At 46.0% G+C, this 18,816-nt stretch carries 16 protein-coding genes; 5 read left to right on the top strand and 11 right to left on the bottom strand.

Features of this window, described 5'->3' with window-relative positions; all coding sequences use genetic code 11:
• Window positions 1-176: 176 nt before the first annotated feature.
• Entirely contained in the window at window positions 177-1,073 is an 897-nt protein-coding gene (locus ABFW99_RS13630; RefSeq protein ID WP_349353077.1) for a dimethylarginine dimethylaminohydrolase family protein, read from the top strand.
• A gap of 86 nt (window positions 1,074-1,159) precedes the next feature.
• Window positions 1,160-3,583 carry a penicillin acylase family protein gene (locus ABFW99_RS13635; protein WP_349353078.1) on the top strand — a complete coding sequence of 808 codons (2,424 nt, stop codon included), beginning with the start codon at window positions 1,160-1,162 and terminating at the stop codon, window positions 3,581-3,583.
• Between the two features lie 159 nt (window positions 3,584-3,742).
• Here ABFW99_RS13635 and ABFW99_RS13640 read toward each other — a convergent pair whose 3' ends face one another.
• The 5 genes from ABFW99_RS13640 to gcvT all read right to left on the bottom strand — a co-directional run bounded on the left by ABFW99_RS13640 (window position 3,743) and on the right by gcvT (window position 9,936).
• Entirely contained in the window at window positions 3,743-4,771 is a 1,029-nt protein-coding gene (locus ABFW99_RS13640; RefSeq protein WP_349353079.1) for a lysylphosphatidylglycerol synthase transmembrane domain-containing protein, read from the bottom strand.
• Window positions 4,772-4,846: 75 nt separating this feature from the next.
• Window positions 4,847-5,554: a LolA family protein gene (locus ABFW99_RS13645; RefSeq protein ID WP_349353080.1), complete on the bottom strand. Its 708-nt coding sequence runs from the start codon at window positions 5,552-5,554 to the stop codon at window positions 4,847-4,849.
• Window positions 5,547-8,093 carry a DNA translocase FtsK gene (locus tag ABFW99_RS13650; RefSeq protein WP_349353081.1) on the bottom strand — a complete coding sequence of 849 codons (2,547 nt, stop codon included), beginning with the start codon at window positions 8,091-8,093 and terminating at the stop codon, window positions 5,547-5,549. The genes ABFW99_RS13645 and ABFW99_RS13650 overlap by 8 nt, the downstream gene beginning before the upstream one ends.
• Window positions 8,086-8,823, bottom strand: coding sequence for a 2-phosphosulfolactate phosphatase (locus tag ABFW99_RS13655; RefSeq protein ID WP_349353082.1), 738 nt, complete (start codon window positions 8,821-8,823; stop codon window positions 8,086-8,088). Before ABFW99_RS13655 ends, ABFW99_RS13650 begins: the two co-directional genes overlap by 8 nt.
• A 12-nt stretch (window positions 8,824-8,835) precedes the next feature.
• On the bottom strand, window positions 8,836-9,936 hold the full coding sequence (gene gcvT / locus ABFW99_RS13660) for a glycine cleavage system aminomethyltransferase GcvT (protein ID WP_349353083.1): 1,101 nt from the start codon (window positions 9,934-9,936) through the stop codon (window positions 8,836-8,838).
• A gap of 245 nt (window positions 9,937-10,181) precedes the next feature.
• Here gcvT and ABFW99_RS13665 point away from each other — a divergent pair, with 245 nt between their 5' ends.
• Complete coding sequence (locus tag ABFW99_RS13665) at window positions 10,182-11,306, top strand: P-loop NTPase (protein ID WP_349353084.1); 1,125 nt, start codon at window positions 10,182-10,184, stop codon at window positions 11,304-11,306.
• A gap of 76 nt (window positions 11,307-11,382) precedes the next feature.
• Here the strand turns inward: ABFW99_RS13665 and ABFW99_RS13670 are convergent, their stop codons facing one another.
• Entirely contained in the window at window positions 11,383-11,904 is a 522-nt protein-coding gene (locus ABFW99_RS13670) for a hypothetical protein (RefSeq protein WP_349353085.1), read from the bottom strand.
• Window positions 11,905-12,099: 195 nt separating this feature from the next.
• Between ABFW99_RS13670 and ABFW99_RS13675 the strand changes: the two genes are divergently transcribed.
• Complete coding sequence (locus ABFW99_RS13675) at window positions 12,100-12,708, top strand: trimeric intracellular cation channel family protein (protein ID WP_349353086.1); 609 nt, start codon at window positions 12,100-12,102, stop codon at window positions 12,706-12,708.
• Window positions 12,709-12,807: 99 nt separating this feature from the next.
• Here the strand turns inward: ABFW99_RS13675 and ABFW99_RS13680 are convergent, their stop codons facing one another.
• From ABFW99_RS13680 to ABFW99_RS13700, 5 genes are all read right to left on the bottom strand, one after another.
• A complete protein-coding gene (locus tag ABFW99_RS13680) occupies window positions 12,808-14,313 on the bottom strand; it encodes a sodium/proline symporter (RefSeq protein ID WP_349353087.1) in 1,506 nt (501 codons plus the stop codon).
• A gap of 71 nt (window positions 14,314-14,384) precedes the next feature.
• The gene (locus ABFW99_RS13685) at window positions 14,385-15,791 is read right to left on the bottom strand and encodes a Glu/Leu/Phe/Val family dehydrogenase (protein ID WP_349353088.1); all 1,407 of its coding nucleotides are present in this window, start codon (window positions 15,789-15,791) and stop codon (window positions 14,385-14,387) included.
• Window positions 15,792-15,867: 76 nt separating this feature from the next.
• Window positions 15,868-16,599, bottom strand: coding sequence for a hypothetical protein (locus ABFW99_RS13690; RefSeq protein WP_349353089.1), 732 nt, complete (start codon window positions 16,597-16,599; stop codon window positions 15,868-15,870).
• A gap of 30 nt (window positions 16,600-16,629) precedes the next feature.
• Window positions 16,630-17,028: a hypothetical protein gene (locus ABFW99_RS13695; protein ID WP_349353090.1), complete on the bottom strand. Its 399-nt coding sequence runs from the start codon at window positions 17,026-17,028 to the stop codon at window positions 16,630-16,632.
• A 90-nt stretch (window positions 17,029-17,118) separates the two neighbouring features.
• Window positions 17,119-17,385, bottom strand: coding sequence for a GlsB/YeaQ/YmgE family stress response membrane protein (locus tag ABFW99_RS13700; protein ID WP_349353091.1), 267 nt, complete (start codon window positions 17,383-17,385; stop codon window positions 17,119-17,121).
• A 129-nt stretch (window positions 17,386-17,514) separates the two neighbouring features.
• Between ABFW99_RS13700 and ABFW99_RS13705 the strand changes: the two genes are divergently transcribed.
• Entirely contained in the window at window positions 17,515-18,807 is a 1,293-nt protein-coding gene (locus tag ABFW99_RS13705; protein ID WP_349353092.1) for a dipeptidase, read from the top strand.
• Window positions 18,808-18,816 lie beyond the last annotated feature (9 nt).

The following is an 18,816-nucleotide window of genomic DNA, read 5'->3' on the forward strand; positions in this document are numbered from 1 at the left end:
GCCGAAAATAGGATTGTTTCCGCTTAATTGTTAATAGATTGGAAGGTTTTAGGTTTTAGCCTTCTTCTAACACCTAAAAGCTTCCAACTAATGCTTATCTTTTTAAACTTGATCTTGTTCCTCAACATGATATTTTCAATATTTGCTGTTCTGTGCAATCTTTAAAATAAACGCTTATGAGTAAGGTAATCACATCTGTTAATCAATTGGATTTTACAATTTCGGAGCTGGAATCAATGCCTGCACCGGAGAAAGTTCTTTTGGTGAAGCCCACTTATTTTTCGGTGGAATATGTGATTAACCCGCACATGGAAGGTAACATTGGAGACGTGGACAAACTGGCCGCCCAGAATGAGTGGGAACACCTGAGCGCAGCTTATGAAGAGCTTGGGCTTTATGTGCATGTGGAAGAAGGGCAACGCGGATATCCCGACATGGTTTTTTGTGCTAACCAGAGCCTGCCAAACATCACTAAGGATGGCAAGAAAGAAGTGATTATGAGCGTGATGAACTCCGATCAGCGAAAAGGGGAAGTGCCTACCATTCAGAAAGTATATGAGGATAGCAGCTACGAAATTGTGCACCTCGACGGAGATCGCTTCTCCAGTTTTGAGGGGATGGGAGATGCCATCTGGCACTTCAAAAAAAGATTGCTTTGGGGCGGGTATGGCTATCGGTCTTCCAAGGAAGTGTATGATGTAATTTCTGATACGTTCGACACTCCGGTTATTGCCTTGGAACTTATTGATGAACGCTTTTACCACCTCGATACCTGTCTGTGTATTCTTGATTCTGATACCGCTCTTATCTACCCGAAAGCATTTACCGATGAAGGGCTGGAGCTGATTCACACCTTGTTTACCAATGTTATTGAAGCTTCAAAATACGAGGCGGAAAAGCTCTTTGCCTGTAATGCTACCTGCCCGGATGGTAAGAACGTTTTTATTCAGCAGGGCTGTGTGGATGTAAATCATAAATTGAAAGAATCCGGATTTAAAGTCCATGAGTTCAGTACCTACCAGTTCCTGAAAAGCGGTGGTTCTGTTTTCTGCATGAAGATGCTGCTTTGGTAATTATTCCGGTTGTAATTTTAAATGTTAAGTGTTAAATGATGTCGATTCCATTAAACATTTAACATTGAGCATTCAAAATTCTGTACATGAATTATTTGAAATCCGGAATTTCTTTTCTGATTCTTCTCGCCCTCATCACCTCATTAAACACAAAATTCGGGTCGGTACCACCGCTGGGTAAATTTTTTGATCCGGATGCGGGTTTTTGGGCCAATGCTGAAACATCTGCACCTCAATCAGAAGAGCTGGATATACCAGGGTTGAAGGACGAGGTCTCCGTGTATTACGACGACCGCCGCGTACCCCACATCTTTGCAAAAAACGATCACGACCTATATCTGGCTCAAGGATACATCGTTGCCCGCGACCGCCTTTTCCAAATGGAAATGCAGACCTATGATGCAGCCGGAAGACTGGCCGAAATTGTTGGCCCGTCTTTGCTGAACAGAGACAAACAAACCCGGCGATGGGGAATGCCATACGGAGCAGAAAAAGCATGGGAAGAGATTCAAAGCGACCCGGACATGCTGGCCGTAATCCAGGCCTATGCCGATGGAGTTAATGCCTATATAAATGAACTCTCCCCGTCAGAATATCCGCTGGAATATAAAATTCTTGACTTTGCTCCTGAGCGATGGGAACCCATAAAAACGGCGTTGCTTCTAAAGAACATGACCCGAACGCTGGCTGCCGGAAATAATGATAACCGAACCAGTAACACCTTGGCGTATTTTGGCGATGATTTCATAAACCGGTTTTTTACCCAGGATCCTGAACTCAACGATCCGATTATTCCGCCAACCAGAGAATGGGATTTTGAGGCTGACATCCCCGAAGCACCGGATAGTTTATTTGTGCCGACTACTGCCACAGAGCTCGAAGCTTTTACGATGGAAGAAGGCGTTGGCAGCAACAACTGGGCGGTAAGCGGAGCTAAAACAGCTTCCGGCTATCCTATTTTGGCCAACGATCCTCACCTTTCCCTTACGCTGCCTTCCATCTGGTATGAGGTACAGCTGCATGCGCCGGGAGTTAACACCTATGGCGTGAGCCTTCAGGGTTCACCCGGAGTGATCATCGGCTTTAATGAAGATGTAGCCTGGGGCGTTACAAATGTGGGAACGGATGTCCTGGATTGGTATGAGATAAAATTTCGAGACCAAACCATGCGGGAATACCGGCACGATGGACAGTGGAAACCGACATCAACCCGTATAGAAAAGATTAAAGTACGAGGAGAAGAAACGGTGATGGATACGGTGATTTACACGCATCACGGACCGGTTTCTAAAGTAACATCCAGAGTGAATGAAGAGAGCGTACCTTCTTATCGGGCCATGCGATGGATTGCTCACGAACCATCCAACGACCTAAAGACTTTTTATGGGCTGAACCGAGCCCAAAATTATGATGACTATGTAGCTGCCCTCAAGGAATACACCGCGCCTGCTCAAAACTTCGTATTTGCCAGTAACGAGGGCGACATCGCTTTGTGGGTGAATGGGAAAATACCGGCAAAGTGGGAGCATCAGGGGCGAACGGTAAGTGACGGAACAGACCCTGCATACGACTGGCAAGGCTGGATTCCCCGCGATCATGTTCCTCATGTAAAGAATCCGGAACGGGGATTTGTGAGTTCTGCTAACCAGGAATCGGCTGCTCCCGATTACCCCTATTATCTGGACGATGATTTCGCTCCATTCGAGCGGGGACGCAGAATTAACGACCTGCTGGAGTCGATGGAAAACATCACCCCGGAAGATATGCAAAATATGCAGATGGATGATTACAGTTACTACGCCTCCACCTTTTTGCCAAGCTTAATAGCCTGGACAGATACAGATAGCCTGACAGAAGAAGAGGAGGTTGTGTATGACCTGCTGACCCAATGGAATTACCATATGGAAGCCGATGAAATGGCACCTTCCATTTTCCGGCAATGGGCTGGAAATTTCTACCGGGCGGTGATGTACGATGAGTACGAAACCACCGATGCCCTTCTGCGTTATCCTTCACGAGACATATTTATCGAAGTGGTGAAAAAGGACCCCGAATTTTCTTTTATCGACAATATTGAGACCGAAAAGAAAGAAACCAGAGAGGATATAGCTACGGCAACTTTCAAAGAGACTTTCAGGGAGCTGACAGATGCCTGGGGTGAGCTTGGTGATCGATGGAAGTGGGGAAATGCCATCAATAATGATATTGATCACCTGGCAAATATTCCCGGCTTAGGCAAACAGAATATGTATAGCAGTGGCTCCTCAGATGCTATCAATGCCATCCGAGGTGGATTCGGGCCATCATGGAGAATGGTTGTTGAAGTGGGCCCTGAAGTAAAAGGCTGGGGGGTGTACCCAGGAGGTGCTTCCGGAAATCCCGGATCGCCTAACTATGATTCTATGCTTGAAACATGGAGAACCGGCGGCCTTTTCGAGCTGAATTTCTTCAAGGAAGCACCATCCGAATACAATTATAAGGTCAGCCTTAAAAACCAGGGCATAGATTAATTCTATATCTAAAATCGCGCCTCATAGTTCAGCCTCATTTGTTTTCTCCTTTGCAAGGTGAAAGACGCCTATACAATAATTTTTGCTTTAACAGAAGGGCTGTTTGCCTTTAAGAACTGAACTTTAACACTTCAACATTCAGTATTGAATGTTCCTTGTTCAATGTTCTCCCGCTTCTTTCTTCATAAGCTGATACTTATTGATAGCCAGCATAATCGGCGTACTGGTTATGATTATGACCAGCGTGGTAGCGTGAGCAATGGTAGCATAAGCAAGGCCCATGGCCTCGGGTACCGCATAGAGAATGAGCAACGTCTTGGTTATAAACAGATGATAGGTTCCAACCCCGCCCGGTGTGGGAATTGAAATGCCAACAGCACTTACTACTGTCAACACAACTGCCTCCGTGATTCCCAGATCATACACATTCTGCATATCAAACATCCAGAAGCCGATGTAAGTCATGGTTATGTAGAACACCCAAATCAGGAGGGAATAAAAGATGAACAAGGGCCAGTTTTTAAGCTCTTTGATCGCCAGCAATCCATCTACAAAAGTTCTGATAACCTTCTGAACCTTATGAACAAAGTCGGCGATTTTACCTTCGGTTTTTTCTTCTGCTTTTTTGAAAATCCAAAGAAGCAGCCCAAGTCCTGCAGCCGCAAAAAGGCCATACATACCCAGCGTAAGAATAAAATTAATCTGGGTTTCAGAACTGGTGATATCTACACCAAATAAACGGGAAAGCACCTGAGGATCGGCTACCAAAAACACCACAACAAAAGCCATCAACAGTAGCATACCCAGTAAATCGACTACTCGCTCCAGCACAATAGTGCCTATGACCTTACTGTTGCTTTCATCTACCTGTCGTGCTACGTACACAGGGCGGGCTACTTCTCCCACTCTCGGAAGTGGAATATTGACCAGGTACCCGAACATCACCCCGGTAAACAGGGTAGTTTTGGATGGTACTTTATCCTTATTGGTGAAAAGCATTTCCCAGCGCAGTGCTCTGATGAAATGGGCAAATAACGTAGTAGCAGCGAATGGGAAAATCCATGACCAGGACATACCGCGTGCCGATTCAATAACTTCTGCAAACTCCACTTCCCGGAAAGCCAGCCAAAGAAAAAGAATCCCGAGTGTGACGCTGCCAACAACCTTTAATGCTTTTTTTGTATTCATTACTATTTGGTGAATTCGTTATTCGTGAATTCGTTATTCGTGTACCCGTCTATTAACAAATAACGATTCACCTGCTTAATATCTCATATCTACAACTTCGGCATCATCAGGATAATCGAGTTGGAACAGGCCGTCTTCCGGTTTTAGAAAAGCTCCCTCAGAAAAGGTGGTTACGATTTCATTATCTGATATATCCCAGGCGGTGATTTCTATTGGCCGAAACTGATTATCAATGATTATCTCAACTTCTGCAAAAACAGCAAAGTCATCGTTTGAAATCAAGGATATTTTAGTCTGACCATTCATTTGCTCTTCACTGACAGTATAAGTGGTATCGATACCACTAAGCATTCGGGACGGTGCAAAATCATCTTCATCGGCATTATACACATCGATAATAACACGATTTCTGGACGGGTCATATACTTTTGAAGTTTCTCCATCTACCACAACCACCTGTCCGTCAGCCTCCAGCTTGTAGCGTACTTTATCGAGCCAGATTTGTCCTTCACTCCGGGTTACTTCCCCTGTGTAGGAGTCAGTAAAGGTTTGGGTGAACATAGCGCGGAAAACAAGCCCCTCATCAAACTTATCCTTCAGCTGATCAAAGTTAGGGGTTTGAGCGATGGCTGATGAACTGAAGATCAAACTAAAAATAAAAACCAGAGATAGGGCTTTTAATACATAGGTTGTACCGGAGGTTCTGACAGACGTTCCGAACCGGAGGTTCAGAACGAGGCGCTGAGAGCTGAAGCCTGACAGCTGAAAACTCTTCCTAATCATACTCATCAAGATTGTCCAATAATTCCTGAAGTTCTTCTTCATCCTGAATGAGTACATCCCGTGCGGTACTGCCCTGATATGGTCCAACAATTCCTGCATTAAATAACTGATCTATAATTCGACCGGCCCGGTTATAGCCGATTTTCAATTTCCGTTGCAACAGTGAAACTGACCCTTGCTGATGTAGAATTACCAGCTTGGCAGCAGCTTCGAAATACTCGTCAATATCATCCAGCGGGTCCGGTATATCTGCTACATCCTCTTTAATGATGGGCAAATGGAAAGGTTCCTTATATCCCGCCTGTTGACCAATAAAAGAATTTATCTCATCTACCTCTTCGGTAGAAACAAAAGCGTTCTGGATTCGGACCAGCCCGGTTCCATTGTTAAACAGCATATCTCCCATTCCAATCAGCTGGTCGGCTCCGCCCTGATCCAGAATCGTTCGTGAGTCCACTTTAGAAGCCACCTGGTAGGCAATTCGTGCCGGGAAGTTGGCCTTAATGGTACCGGTAATCACATTTACGGAAGGCCGCTGCGTGGCCACCACCAGGTGAATTCCAATGGCACGTGCCAGCTGAGCCAACCGGGCAATGGGTTCTTCAATCTGCTTCCCTGCTGTCATCATCAGGTCGGCCAGCTCATCAATAATTACTACAATGTAAGGAAGGTGCCGGTGCCCCAGCTCTTCGTCCAGCTCACCGGTTGCATATTTTTCGTTGTACGATTTGATGTCGCGAACCATGGCCATCTTAAGCAGGTCATAGCGATCATCCATTTCCTTACACAAGCTCTCTAACGTTTCCTGAGCCTTGGTAGTATCCGTAACAATAGGCTCATCTGCATCGGGCAGCATAGCCAGAAAATGATTCTGAATATTTCGATACAGGGATAGCTCGATTTTTTTCGGGTCAATCATCACAAACTTCAGATTGTCCGGATGGCACTTATACAACAGACACGTGATAATGGTATTAATACCCACCGATTTACCCGAGCCTGTGGCACCTGCAATCAGCAAGTGAGGCATCTTGGTAAGATCGATCATAAACACTTCGTTCTCGATGGTTTTCCCAAAGGCCACCGGAAGTACAAAGTCGGTTTCCACGAATTTCTTGGTGTTAATCACCTGTTTGATGTACACTGTTTCTCGGGTGCTGTTCGGCACCTCAATACCCACGGCCGACTTACCCGGAATAGGAGAAAGCATACGCAACCCTTTGGAAGCCGTAGCCATCTTCAGATCGTTAGAGTAACTTTCAATCTTGGAGATTTTCACGTCAGGGGCGGGTTCCAGCTCATATAGCGTCACCGTTGGCCCCACAATCGCATTGATCCCCACAATCTCAATCTTGTGGCGCTTCAGCTTATCAAGGATGATTCGCTTATTCTCTTTAATCTCTTCAAGATCTACTTCGTTGCCCTCGTTTGGCGGAGGATCCAGCAGATCTACTTTAGGAAACTTGTATTTAATGACCGGAACTTCCTTGGCTTTCTCCCGATTCTGCTTATCAAGATCTCGTTCGTCGGCTTCTTCCTCACCCTTACCTACATATACGGACACTTCCAGATCATCCTCATCTTCATCTACCACCTCTTCCTTTTCAAGCGAGGCACGCTGACGGGTGTCCAGCGTCTTAACTTCTTCCTTATCTTTTTCGCGCTGCTTGCGTTCTTCCTCTTCCGACTTCTCCACCAGCTCATCGATGGAAGGTGCCGGCTTCACCGGTTCTTTCTCGTCCTGCGGTTCGGCAATTTCTTTTTTCTGAAGTTCTTTCTCTTCGTTCTCGGAAGTGCTTTCTTCCTTTTTGGATTGTTGTAGAGCTTTTTTCTCTTCCTTCGCAGCTTTCTTGGCCGCTATGCGTTCTTCCCGCTCTTTGGCTTTTTGCTCTTTACGAAGCTGACGCTCAGCCCGCCAGTCTTCCATTTTGTCCCGCAGGTTATCCATCCAGATCTTCACGCTGTCGATGGTTTTCTGAAGGTCACGATCCACGAACATCAGTAAGGTTACTATGATCAAAACTGACAGAATGAAAATGGATCCAATGCCCGTGATGTTCTGCAGAACCTGTGAAATAGCTATACCTGCTGAACCGCTCCATATAGAATCAGCCGGGAAATCTGCGTTGGTGTTCAGCCAGCCAATAAAAGTAGAAAGTAATACCATGCCCCAGATGGAAAGCACGGTTAGCCAGCTCAGCTCTTTGAAATCCCGCCGGCGAAAAGTATGCCAGCCATGATAACCGGTTATCAGCGCCAGGATGATGCTGGTGTAGCCAAATAAACTGTGCACCAGATAATGGGACAGGTAGGCACCAACCGGGCCCAGCCAGTTTTGGACCAGCCGGGAAGAAGCATCGGGGTTAAACAAATCGAGGAAGGAAATACTTTTGGCGTATTGGTAGTCTTCCGGATTATAGGATATGATGCTCAGCCCGAGCAAAATCGCAATCGACATCACAATGATACCGATAATTTCGACCTTACGGTTTGAATCCAGCCCCGTAGTTGTAGATGTATTTAGGTTGTTTTTAGCCATTCAAATTGGTCAGGATGCCATCCCGCATGCCGGGAAGCACATCAAATTCATTTACTTTGCAACAGAATTCAATATCGCCATTTGGAACCAGTTCAGCCAATCTTTTTGCATGATCGCTCTTGCTTATGGCTCCTTCTAAATCATCCCCAAATTTTTGGAAAAGACCAAATGCAACTTTGGCCCCGTCTTTGGCGGAATCCGGCAGCTCTCCGCCGGTAATAGCGTGCAGGAGCGACCCTGCAAACAAAGTATCTTCAATGGATAACCGTCCCTGCCATCCCGAGCAAACCAGCACTACTTCATCGTCATGTTCCTTCAGGGCATTCAATATGCTATCCTGGTTCAGAAAGGTGCCCACATAAATCTGGTTGGCAAGTGAAGCTTTTTTGATGGCCTTGGTGCCATTTGTGGTATTAAAAATCAGCGTTTTTCCTTCCACCACTTCCGGCTCATATTCGGCCGGAGAGTTCCCGAGGTGATAGCCTTCAATTTTGGTTCCGTTCTTCTCGCCGCACAATAAAAAATCTTTTTGGTCCATGGTGTTTGCGATTTTCATGGCATCACTCATATCCGCAACAGGAATGATTTTCTTTGCTCCGTTACTCAGTGCTGTGGTGATGGATGACGATGCTCTCAACACGTCTATGATGACCGCTGTTTTTCCGCGCAGCTCTTCTTCCTGAAAAGCCTGGACGGAAAAGAAAACGTCGATATAATTAATCTCTGGCATATTCTCTCTTTGTTATTTTTTGATGAATGGTGGCCGGGTAACCGTTGCCTTGGCCGTCTTTTTGCGGATGCTGATTTCTATTTCCGTTCCTTCTTCCGCATAGTCTGTAGCAACGTATCCCATACCTATACCTTTACCCAAAGTAATCGACATTGTTCCACTGGTTACTTCTCCAATGGCTTCTCCCGCATCGTTTTGAATCTCGTAGCCCTGACGCGGAATATTGCGCTCGCCCTCAACCACGAAGCCCACAAGCCGGCGGTTTAACCCTGCTTCTTTTTTCTTAAGAAGAGCTTCTTTTCCGTTAAAATCTCCTTTATCAAATTTGGTAACCCACCCTAAGCGGGCTTCAAGCGGATGCGTGTTTTTGGTGATGTCGTTACCATAAAGTGCATAGCCCATTTCCAGTCGCAGGGTATCACGGGCACCTAATCCACACGGTTCAATACCGAATTCCTCGCCGGCTTCCATAATGGCATTCCATACCTTCTCCGGGTCGGCATGATTTTTATCAAAATACAGTTCAAATCCTTTTTCGCCAGTGTAACCTGTAGCAGAATACACCACATTTTCCATCCCAGCCAGGCTTCCCATTTTGTAGCTATAAAAACTGATCTCACTTAAATCAATATCCGTCAGTTTCTGGAGGGTTTCTATCGATTTAGGGCCCTGAACAGCTAACAGGCAGGTATCATCCGATTGGTTGTGGACATTGGCATCGAAGGTGTTGTTTTTGGTGATCCACTCAAAGTCTTTTTCAATGTTGGACGCATTTACAACAACGATATACCCAGCATCGTCGAAAAGCTTGTACACAATCAGGTCGTCCACAATGCCGCCATCTTCATAGCACATGCAGGTGTATTGCGCTTTGCCTTCCACTAATTTGGACGCATCGTTTACGGTCACTTTTTGAATTAAATCCAGGGCTTCCGGTCCGCTGATGAAAAACTCACCCATGTGGGAAACATCAAATATACCGACGGCTTCGCGAACGGCCGCATGTTCGGTTTTAATTCCTGAGTATTGAACCGGCATCTGATATCCGGCGAAATCTACCAGCTTGGCGCCGGCTTTTTCATGGATGGAATAGAATGGTGTCTTTTTGGACATGAAGTCAGCTGAAATAGTTTTGTTCGTATTACCCTGTTGGATATATGATATAGCCTGTGGTACTGCTTATTTTCATTGAGCCAAACTTACTGATTTATTGGCAAACATCATTGTATATAGAAGATTTCTAAAGATTATCAGGATTTATTTTTTCCCGGCAACTGTTTCTCATATCCCTCTGTTAAGTTCCTTATCTTTAGGAATTCAAAAAACACCGAATAACTAAGTCAGACACATAGCAATACATGTCTATCAATAAAGAGCAGGTTAAATCAGCACTCAGCCAGGTTTTACACCCCGAAGAACAACGCGACCTCATTTCCCTGGATATGGTTCAGGATGTGATTGTTCAGGACAAATACATTTCTTTTACACTGGAATTTCCTGAGAAAAATGAAGGGCTGGAAAAGCAATTATCCCAAAAATGTGAAGAAGCGATTCAGAAGTTTGTAGACAAAGAGGCCATTGTTGATATCCAGGCTGCGGTAAATCTCTCCAAAAAGCGGGAAATGGAGGCCTCTAAACCCGGTCGGCAGCAAGAACAACAGCAGGAAATACTGCCCGGTGTAAAAAACATCATCGCAGTTGCTTCCGGTAAAGGCGGGGTAGGAAAATCTACCGTAGCTGTAAATATCGCTGCCGCACTTTCCAAAAAAGGTCATAAAGTTGGCTTGATGGATACTGACATCTACGGCCCAAGCATCCCAACCATGTTTAATATCCATGAGCGGCCGAATATAACCACGCAAAAGAAACTGGTACCACACGAGAAGTTTGGTATTAAACTGGTTTCCATGGGCTTTTTGGTGGATGTAGACCAGGCGATGGTGTGGCGCGGACCGATGGCCACCAGTGCCGTGAAACAATTTATGACCGACGTGGAGTGGGGTGAACTTGATTACCTTATTCTGGACCTGCCTCCGGGAACCGGCGACATACAGCTTACCATCGTTCAAACGGTGCCTTTAACAGGTTCTGTTATTGTATCCACCCCCCAAACCGTTGCTCTTGATGACGCCCGCAAAGGCGTGGCGATGTTCAAGAAAGTGAACGTACCCGTACTGGGTATGGTGGAGAATATGGCGTATTTCACTCCACCGGATATGCCGGATAAGAAGTATTACATATTCGGAAAAGGCGGAGCAGCACATTTGGCTCAGGAAATGAATGTACCTGTGTTGGCCGAAGTACCCCTTCAGCAAACCTTGCGCGAAGGCGGAGATTCCGGCAAACCTATTGTTTTGGAAGATAGTGAATCTCCTGCGGCAACGGCACTTATGGAAGCCACCGGCAATATGCAGCAACAGCTGGCGCTCCGGAATAAAGAGCAGTCACCGACTAAAAAAGTGGATATTAAGTTCAGGCCTTAAATCAACTAAGCTCCAAATACCAAGGTTTAATCAGTCACAGGTTGCTGGTCGTTGGTCATTGAATTTGAATTCCGACTTAAAGCGGGTTAAAGCTTTTTGCAAAGCGTTTAATGGCTTCGGGCAGTTGATCTTGGTCAATAATTTCAAGGTGGCTGCTTCGAATCATGGCAAATTGGCGCATGTATTCTTCGTTTATGTACGCCCGTATTTCCCGGCCGTCGGTACTTGTGGGTTTTGGACTGTCGGAGGCTACAGCTTTGTGAAATACTTCTTCTTTTACCCCGGCCTTTACCACTTCTTCAGGAACCTTTAAAAAAGTTGAGATGGAGAGGGCTATGTTGTTATCTGCATCCGGTTCGGTAAGATCTATAAAGAAAAGAAAACCTTCTTTCTCATCATAGGTGCCGCCATTGGCAACAAGGGTTTCTGTTAACTGTTTCTTTGCTGATTGTAGCCGCTCAAGGTCAGCTGAATCTGTAACCTTATAGCTGACGCTGAACTTTATATCAGTTGATGTTTGTCCAAAAATAAGATTGGGCATTAAGGCCAAACCGAAAAGAATGAGTAGGTGGGAAGGGTTAAAAAAGAACTTATTCATAGCTCTGTCTATTTAGTTAGAGTTAAGGTTTAAGAAAGAAATGGTAGCCTTAAGTAATAGACAGTGCTTAATTTAGGATTGATCCATTTTAGTTATTTAGATGTTAAATTCAAAACCCCAATCCATAGGTCATTGAATATTGTGATTTGAAATTTGGAGCTTGTAACTTCCTCCCCTTAATCTACCACACCATCTATGGACCTTATCTACCTCTTAGACCTCATCGGTACGTTCGTCTTTGCAATTAGCGGCATCAGGATTGCCTCCCGGACTAACATGGATGTATTTGGTGCTTCGGTGGTGGGCTTTGTAACAGCGATTGGTGGGGGAACCGTCCGGGACTTACTGCTCGACAGTCACCCCATTACCTGGATGGCCGACCTGACCTACCCAATGGTCATTCTGGCGGCTGTACCCTTTACCTTCCTGATGGGTAAACGTCTGAATAACTACAGCAAAACCATCTTCATTTTTGATACTATTGGGATTGCCCTGTTTACCATTATCGGGATGGAAAAAGCGCTGTCCTTCGGATTCAACCCTTTTATTGCCGGATTGATGGGCATGATATCAGCAGTGGTTGGCGGGGTTACACGAGATGTGCTCTGCCGGGAAGTTCCGCTTATATTCCGGAAAGAAATTTATGCCACGGCCTGCCTGGCCGGAGCCGTTATCTTCTATCTTGGGCTGGAACTGAACCTCCCTGAAAACCTTAACTACCTAATTACAACCGCCGTTATTATCACTATACGCACGTTTTCCATAAAGTGGAATCTGTCCCTCCCAAAAATGAAAAAGGTATAGGCCAGAAAGAACCAAATCACAAGTTCCAAATCCCAAATTTGATTTGGTCATTGGTCTTTGAGACTTGGAATTTGGGATTTGGAATTTGATGCTTAAACCCTACTTCATCATCTCCTCAAAATGCTCTTCCAGCTTATCGGGTGTTTGGGTGAGCTTGCTAACTCCCCATGTTGCCAACAGGCTCAGGGTAAATGCAGGGATCAGCTCGTATAGATTGTTTTTCAAAACGGGGATAAAATACCAGATGATGGTCACGGCGGTTCCGGTGAGGAGTCCGGCAATCACACCAGCCTTCGTTGTTTTTTTCCAGTAAAGAGCTAAAATGGAAGTCGGACCGATGGATGCACCCAATCCCGCCCAGGCAAAAAGCACCAGCCAGAACACGATGTTCTGAGCAACCAGCCCAAAAATCAGGGATAAGATGACCAGCAATACAACCACTATGCGACTGTACAGCACCAGTGTTTTTTGCGGAATTTCCTCGTCTTTCTTCAGCAGCTTGTCATAAACATCACGCACTACACTGGATGCAGCAACTAAAAGCTGGGAATCGGCGGTGGACATAATGGCGGCAAATATGGAAGCAATCACAACTCCAAACAGAATAGGGTGAAGTAGGTTTTGAGCTAACAGCGGGTACAGATTTTCGGTATCTGAGGCAGGCAGCATATCCACTTCCGGAAAATAAGCCCGGCCAACCAGCCCGATTAAAATGGCTCCACCGGCCATCAGCACATTCCAGATGGTTCCGACTGCCGCTGCATATTTTAGCTGTTTGGCATCATCAATCGACATGTAGCGGGAGAGGATATGAGGATTCCCCGGGGAACCCAGTCCGATACCTACGAACCCAATGAATGCTCCGAAACCAAGTGCTGTCGGGTCGATGAAAGCCGCATCATAAAGATTCAGTTCTGCAGAGACGATGCTCCATCCGCCCATATCATAAATCGCGATGATAGGGAGAAACACCAGGGCAAAAATCATAAAGAAAGCCTGGATGGTATCCGTCAGGCTAACCGCCATAAAGCCTCCAACTACGGTGTACAATAAAATAATGGCGGCAGAAAGAAACACTCCCATATTTTGAGTGATCCCGAAGCTGGATGCAAATGCTTTTCCGCCGGCTACAAATTGGGAAGAGACATAACTCACCATAAAAACAAGAAAGATAATGACGAGAATCACCCGAAGGCTGCCGGATTTATCATCAAAACGTTCGGCGAAAAAGTCAGGGACGGTGATACAATCATAGCGTTCTGAAAATTGGCGGAGTCGTTTGGCGTAGTACATGAACAGAAACCATTCTACCACAATGTAACCAACGGCCGCCCAAAGAGCCGATGCACCCTGAGCATAGGCCATCCCGGTAACCCCGAGCAACAGCCATGCACTTCGCCCGGATACTACAGCAGACAGAGCAACAACCAGCCGGTTCATTTTCCGGCCACCTATAAAAAATTCGGAAATCCCCTCAGAAGAAAAGCGGGCCGAATAAATACCAATCCCGAAGAGGATAATCAGGTAGCCGATGAAAGCTGCTAATACATAGCCGCCTCCGTCAATCGATATGGTATTTAGTTCATCCACAATGGGGAGGTCCAAAAAACAAGTTCCAAATCCCAATCGCTCAAAATTTGGAATTTGTGCTTTGGGATTTGAAGCTTAAACATTGATCACGGGAAAATGCCCATTTGTTCGTACATGATGCCAATTTTATCGATGGCACCCACAAAGGCGGCTGTTCTCAGATCATTGAGATTATGCTTTTCACGAACTTCGGCGATCTGCTCATAAGCGGTAATCATTGTTTCTTCCAGGCCGGAATCTACCAGGTCATACTCACCGGCCCCTCTGGCCAAATCAGCCAGTTCAGCATCAGTGAAGTCCCGATCCGAAATGTTTTCAATTACCCGGAGAATTTTCTTCAGGCTGGTTTCATCAAAGCGCTTACTCAAGCGACCATACCGAACATGCTGGATATCCTTCAGCCATTCGAAATAGGAGACAACCACACCACCCGCATTCAGGTATGTATCGGGAAGGATTAGTGCGCCACGTTCTTTCAGGATGTCGTGGGCATCGGCGGTGGTTGGGCCGTTAGCTGCCTCTGCAATAATTTTCGCCTTCACTTCTGCCGCGTTATCGCCGGTAATCTGGCTTTCCAAAGCCGCCGGGATGAGTATGTCACATTCAGCCGTGAGCGCATTATCTCTATCTTTGAGTTCTTTGGTGTTTTCAAACCCAATGATGGACCCGGTGTCTTTGCGGTATTCCATCAGCTTTTCAAGGTCGATGCCGTTTTCATCATAAATAGATCCTTCAATTTCAGCCACACCCACCAGCTTGGCTCCGGCTTCGGTCATATACTTGGAAGCGTGGTAACCTACATTACCCAGTCCCTGCACGACGAATGTTTTTCCATCAATGCCGGTAGATAATCCAATCCGATCCATGTCTTTTTTGTTGTTGCAAGCTTCGCGAATACCGAAATAAACGCCCCGGCCGGTAGCCTCGGTTCTTCCGCGAATACCGCCCTGCTGGATAGGCTTTCCCGTTACACAGGCCTCAGCGTTCAGGTCGTCTTTCATCTGTCGGTACGTGTCCAGAATCCAGCCCATTTCACGGGCTCCGGTACCGTAATCCGGAGCGGGCACATCCACACCCGGACCAATAAATCCTTTCTTAATCAGCTCGTAAGTGTAACGGCGGGTAATTCTTTCCAGCTCGTTTTCCGAATACTCACGGGTACTGATTTTGATACCACCTTTGGCTCCTCCGAAGGGAACATCAACAATAGCACACTTGTACGTCATTAAAGCAGCCAGGGCCATGGTTTCATCTTCGTCCACTTTATGGCTGTACCGGATACCGCCTTTGGTTGGCAGTTTATGGTGGCTGTGTTCTACCCTCCACCCCTCTACAACTTCGATGGAGCCGTCATCTCGCCGAACGGGAAAAGTGACGTGATAAACGGTATTACAGATTTTAATCTGTGCCAAAATACCTTTGTCGAAGCGGGTGTACTTGGCAGCTTTATCAAAGTTTTTGTTAACCTGTTCATAAAATTTATATGTGGACATGTTCCCTGTCTCCTTAGCTAATTTTGAAGTACCTGATGGTCGCAATTATATCACAGAGAAACAAGGAAAAGCCGCTCTATTCGGTAATTGGAAGGGACACGTGAAGATGATCGGCAGTGCCGGTGTGCCGGATGGTGTTGAGCCCCATGATTTCGAGGGAGCCGCGGAGCAAAATGTTCCTGAATTCATTACGACCAATAGTTCTAAGGTCGATAGCATGAACGTAGCCGGTTTCTTGCGTGTAATGAAGTGATCGCTGATTGAGGGGTAGTCCCATTGCTGCATAATCTTCAGGCTGTCGCTGAATATCGGTGACCACCAGATCATTGTCGGCAAGGGTAGTAGTAGCTATGGCTACACGTAAAATGGGATGCATGGACCGATACACCTCGCGAATGTCATTACTTTTGGCATTAACAGACGAGATGTACATCACCCCATAGAAACAGAAAGCAAAAACGAGTGCTCCGATGCCACCAAGGCTGAACTTCAACAACATTTTTTTATTATCGATCCGCCTGAACAAAAAGAAGATGTAAAAGAGAAGCAGCAACACAGTAGCAGAAATTCCACCGCCCAGAGCCAGCCAGCCATTCCATCCGTAGGAAAGGTTCAGAAAAACAGAGGTTCGGATTAACAGAAAAAAAGGGAGTACAACGAGGCCAATGACCATCAAAAGTCCGAATAAAACGCGGAAGCCGGTGTTCTTCTTTCTTTGCGGTGAGCCGGTTTTTGAAGCCGTGGATGCCGCACCGCTTTTGTCCATATTCAGCAGCCAGTCGATATCTTTTTGGGAAATCTTGTCCATGGCTGCTTCAACGGATTAAAACAGTTGGTGTTACATGCTGCGGTACGACCGGCGCAATAAAAAGGGAAAGCTCTGCAGGATAACGACTAATACCAGCACGATAGGAATAATCTCATACGAGTTCTGGTGTATGGCGGTGCTCAGGTTCATCAGGTGATAAGAGAATAGAATACCGGATGTAAACAGGGAAAAACCATAGGCCCAGCTCGCTCTCGTCCAAAGCGAAAAGCCACTCACCAGTGATGTGATCCCAACAATGATGGAAGTGCCAAAGGCGAGAGCGGGCAAGTCATTGTGTTGAAACTCAAAAAGGTTACCGGAAAACTGACCGCTTTGTAACGAACCGATTAGTTCCACAAACTGGTACAGGCCAACGAGCAGGAAAAAGAGTTGCAGGAACAGGTGAATTCTGCGGTCTTTAAGGGTCATTCGAAAATAAATTTAGGTTAGAGAAGGTCTCACTATACCCTAATTCGAAACCCGGAAAATTGTTCCTGCAGAATTCAGGTTTTTGTTTGGTTAAACGGTTTCGGTATCCGCAAAAATGGGATCATCCTGACGAAATACATTCACGGTAAACAACACCCCAACCGATCCTACTACAGCATAAAAAGCCGATCCGGCCAAGCCGACCGCATGCACAATGAAGGTGCCTGCTAAAGCCCCGAGCACTCCAAAAGCAAGGCTGGGCAACATAGTCACTCCCCGATCCTGAGTGATAACACGGCTCAGCCATCCAATTATTAATCCTATGGTGATATAGCTTAATAAATACATGAGGGTCATACGTACTCCTTCATTTGTTAATATCTATTAAATAAATGGGATGCAGAGGGTATGCGTTCCGTGGCGCTTCACAACTTTCCAAAAATTAGTATAGATTCTTCTCCTAAAATCACTAATAAAAGAACCACTATGAAAAAACTACTCAGCTCTTCCATCCTTGCATTATTACTGTTGGTGGGGTGCGCCCCAAGTGAAAAGGAAACTTTTGACAAAGCCATGGATATTCATGAAAGGGTTATCACGCTGGATACCCACGTGGATATTAACGTGAATAACTTTACCGAAGAAACCAACTACACACAAAGATTAAATACCCAGGTCGATTTGGTTAAAATGGAAGAAGGGGGGCTGGATGTGGTTTGGCTGGTGGTTTATACCGGACAGGATACGTTGACGGAGGAAGGCTATGCGGATGCCTATGAAAATGCGGATGCCAAATTTGAGGCCATCCACCGTTTAACCCAGGAAATTGCTCCCGATCAAATGGAGCTGGCAACCACCTCTGAGGATGTGAGGCGTATTATTGCCGAAGGAAAGAAAGTGGCTATGATTGGAGTGGAGAATGCGTATCCGGTGGGTACTGATCTCTCCAGGATAGAAGAATTTTATGAGCGCGGTGCCCGATATATGTCCCTTTCGCATAACGGGCACAGTCAATTCAGCGATTCCAACACTGGGGAGCGCGATGACCAATGGATGCATGACGGCCTGAGCGACCAGGGAAGAGAAGCCATCGCTGAAATGAACCGGCTGGGCATGCTGATTGATATCTCCCATCCTTCTAAAAAAGCAAACATCGAAACGATGAAGTTGTCGAAAGCACCGGTGATAGCATCGCACTCCTCAGCCAGGGCGATGAATGATGTAAGCCGCAACCTGAGCGATGAAGAACTGATGCTGCTGAAAGAAAATGGCGGAGTTGTGCAAACCGTCGCTTTTCGCAGCTATCTTGATTCCGAAAAACACGCCGCCTGGCAGGAAGCCTCGCGCACAGTTCTGGAAGAAGAAGCCGGAAAATTGGGTTTTGAGCTTTTAAATTGGGGTGATATTCGCGAAATGAGCGAAGAAGAACGTGATGAATACATGGAAATGTACCGCACTGCTCAGGATAATGCCGAGCCCCGAATTACCGAAGAAGTAAACGAGATGTACCCACCGGTTAATGTTTCGGATCTGGTTGATCATGTAGATTATATGGTCGATTTAATTGGATTAAAACATGTTGGAATCAGCTCGGATTTTGATGGCGGAGGCGGTGTTTACAATTGGATGGATGCCTCAGAAACCTTCAATGTGACGCATGAGCTGGTGAAGCGCGGTTATAGTGAAGAAGAAATCGCGATGCTGTGGAGTGGAAATTTACTTCGTGTATTGGATGAAGCCGAAGCTGTTGCCGCCGAAATTCAAGCTCAGGAAGAGTAAGCGAATACC

The sequence above is a fragment of the Gracilimonas sp. BCB1 genome (assembly GCF_040117685.2).
GTDB lineage: Bacteria > Bacteroidota > Rhodothermia > Balneolales > Balneolaceae > Gracilimonas.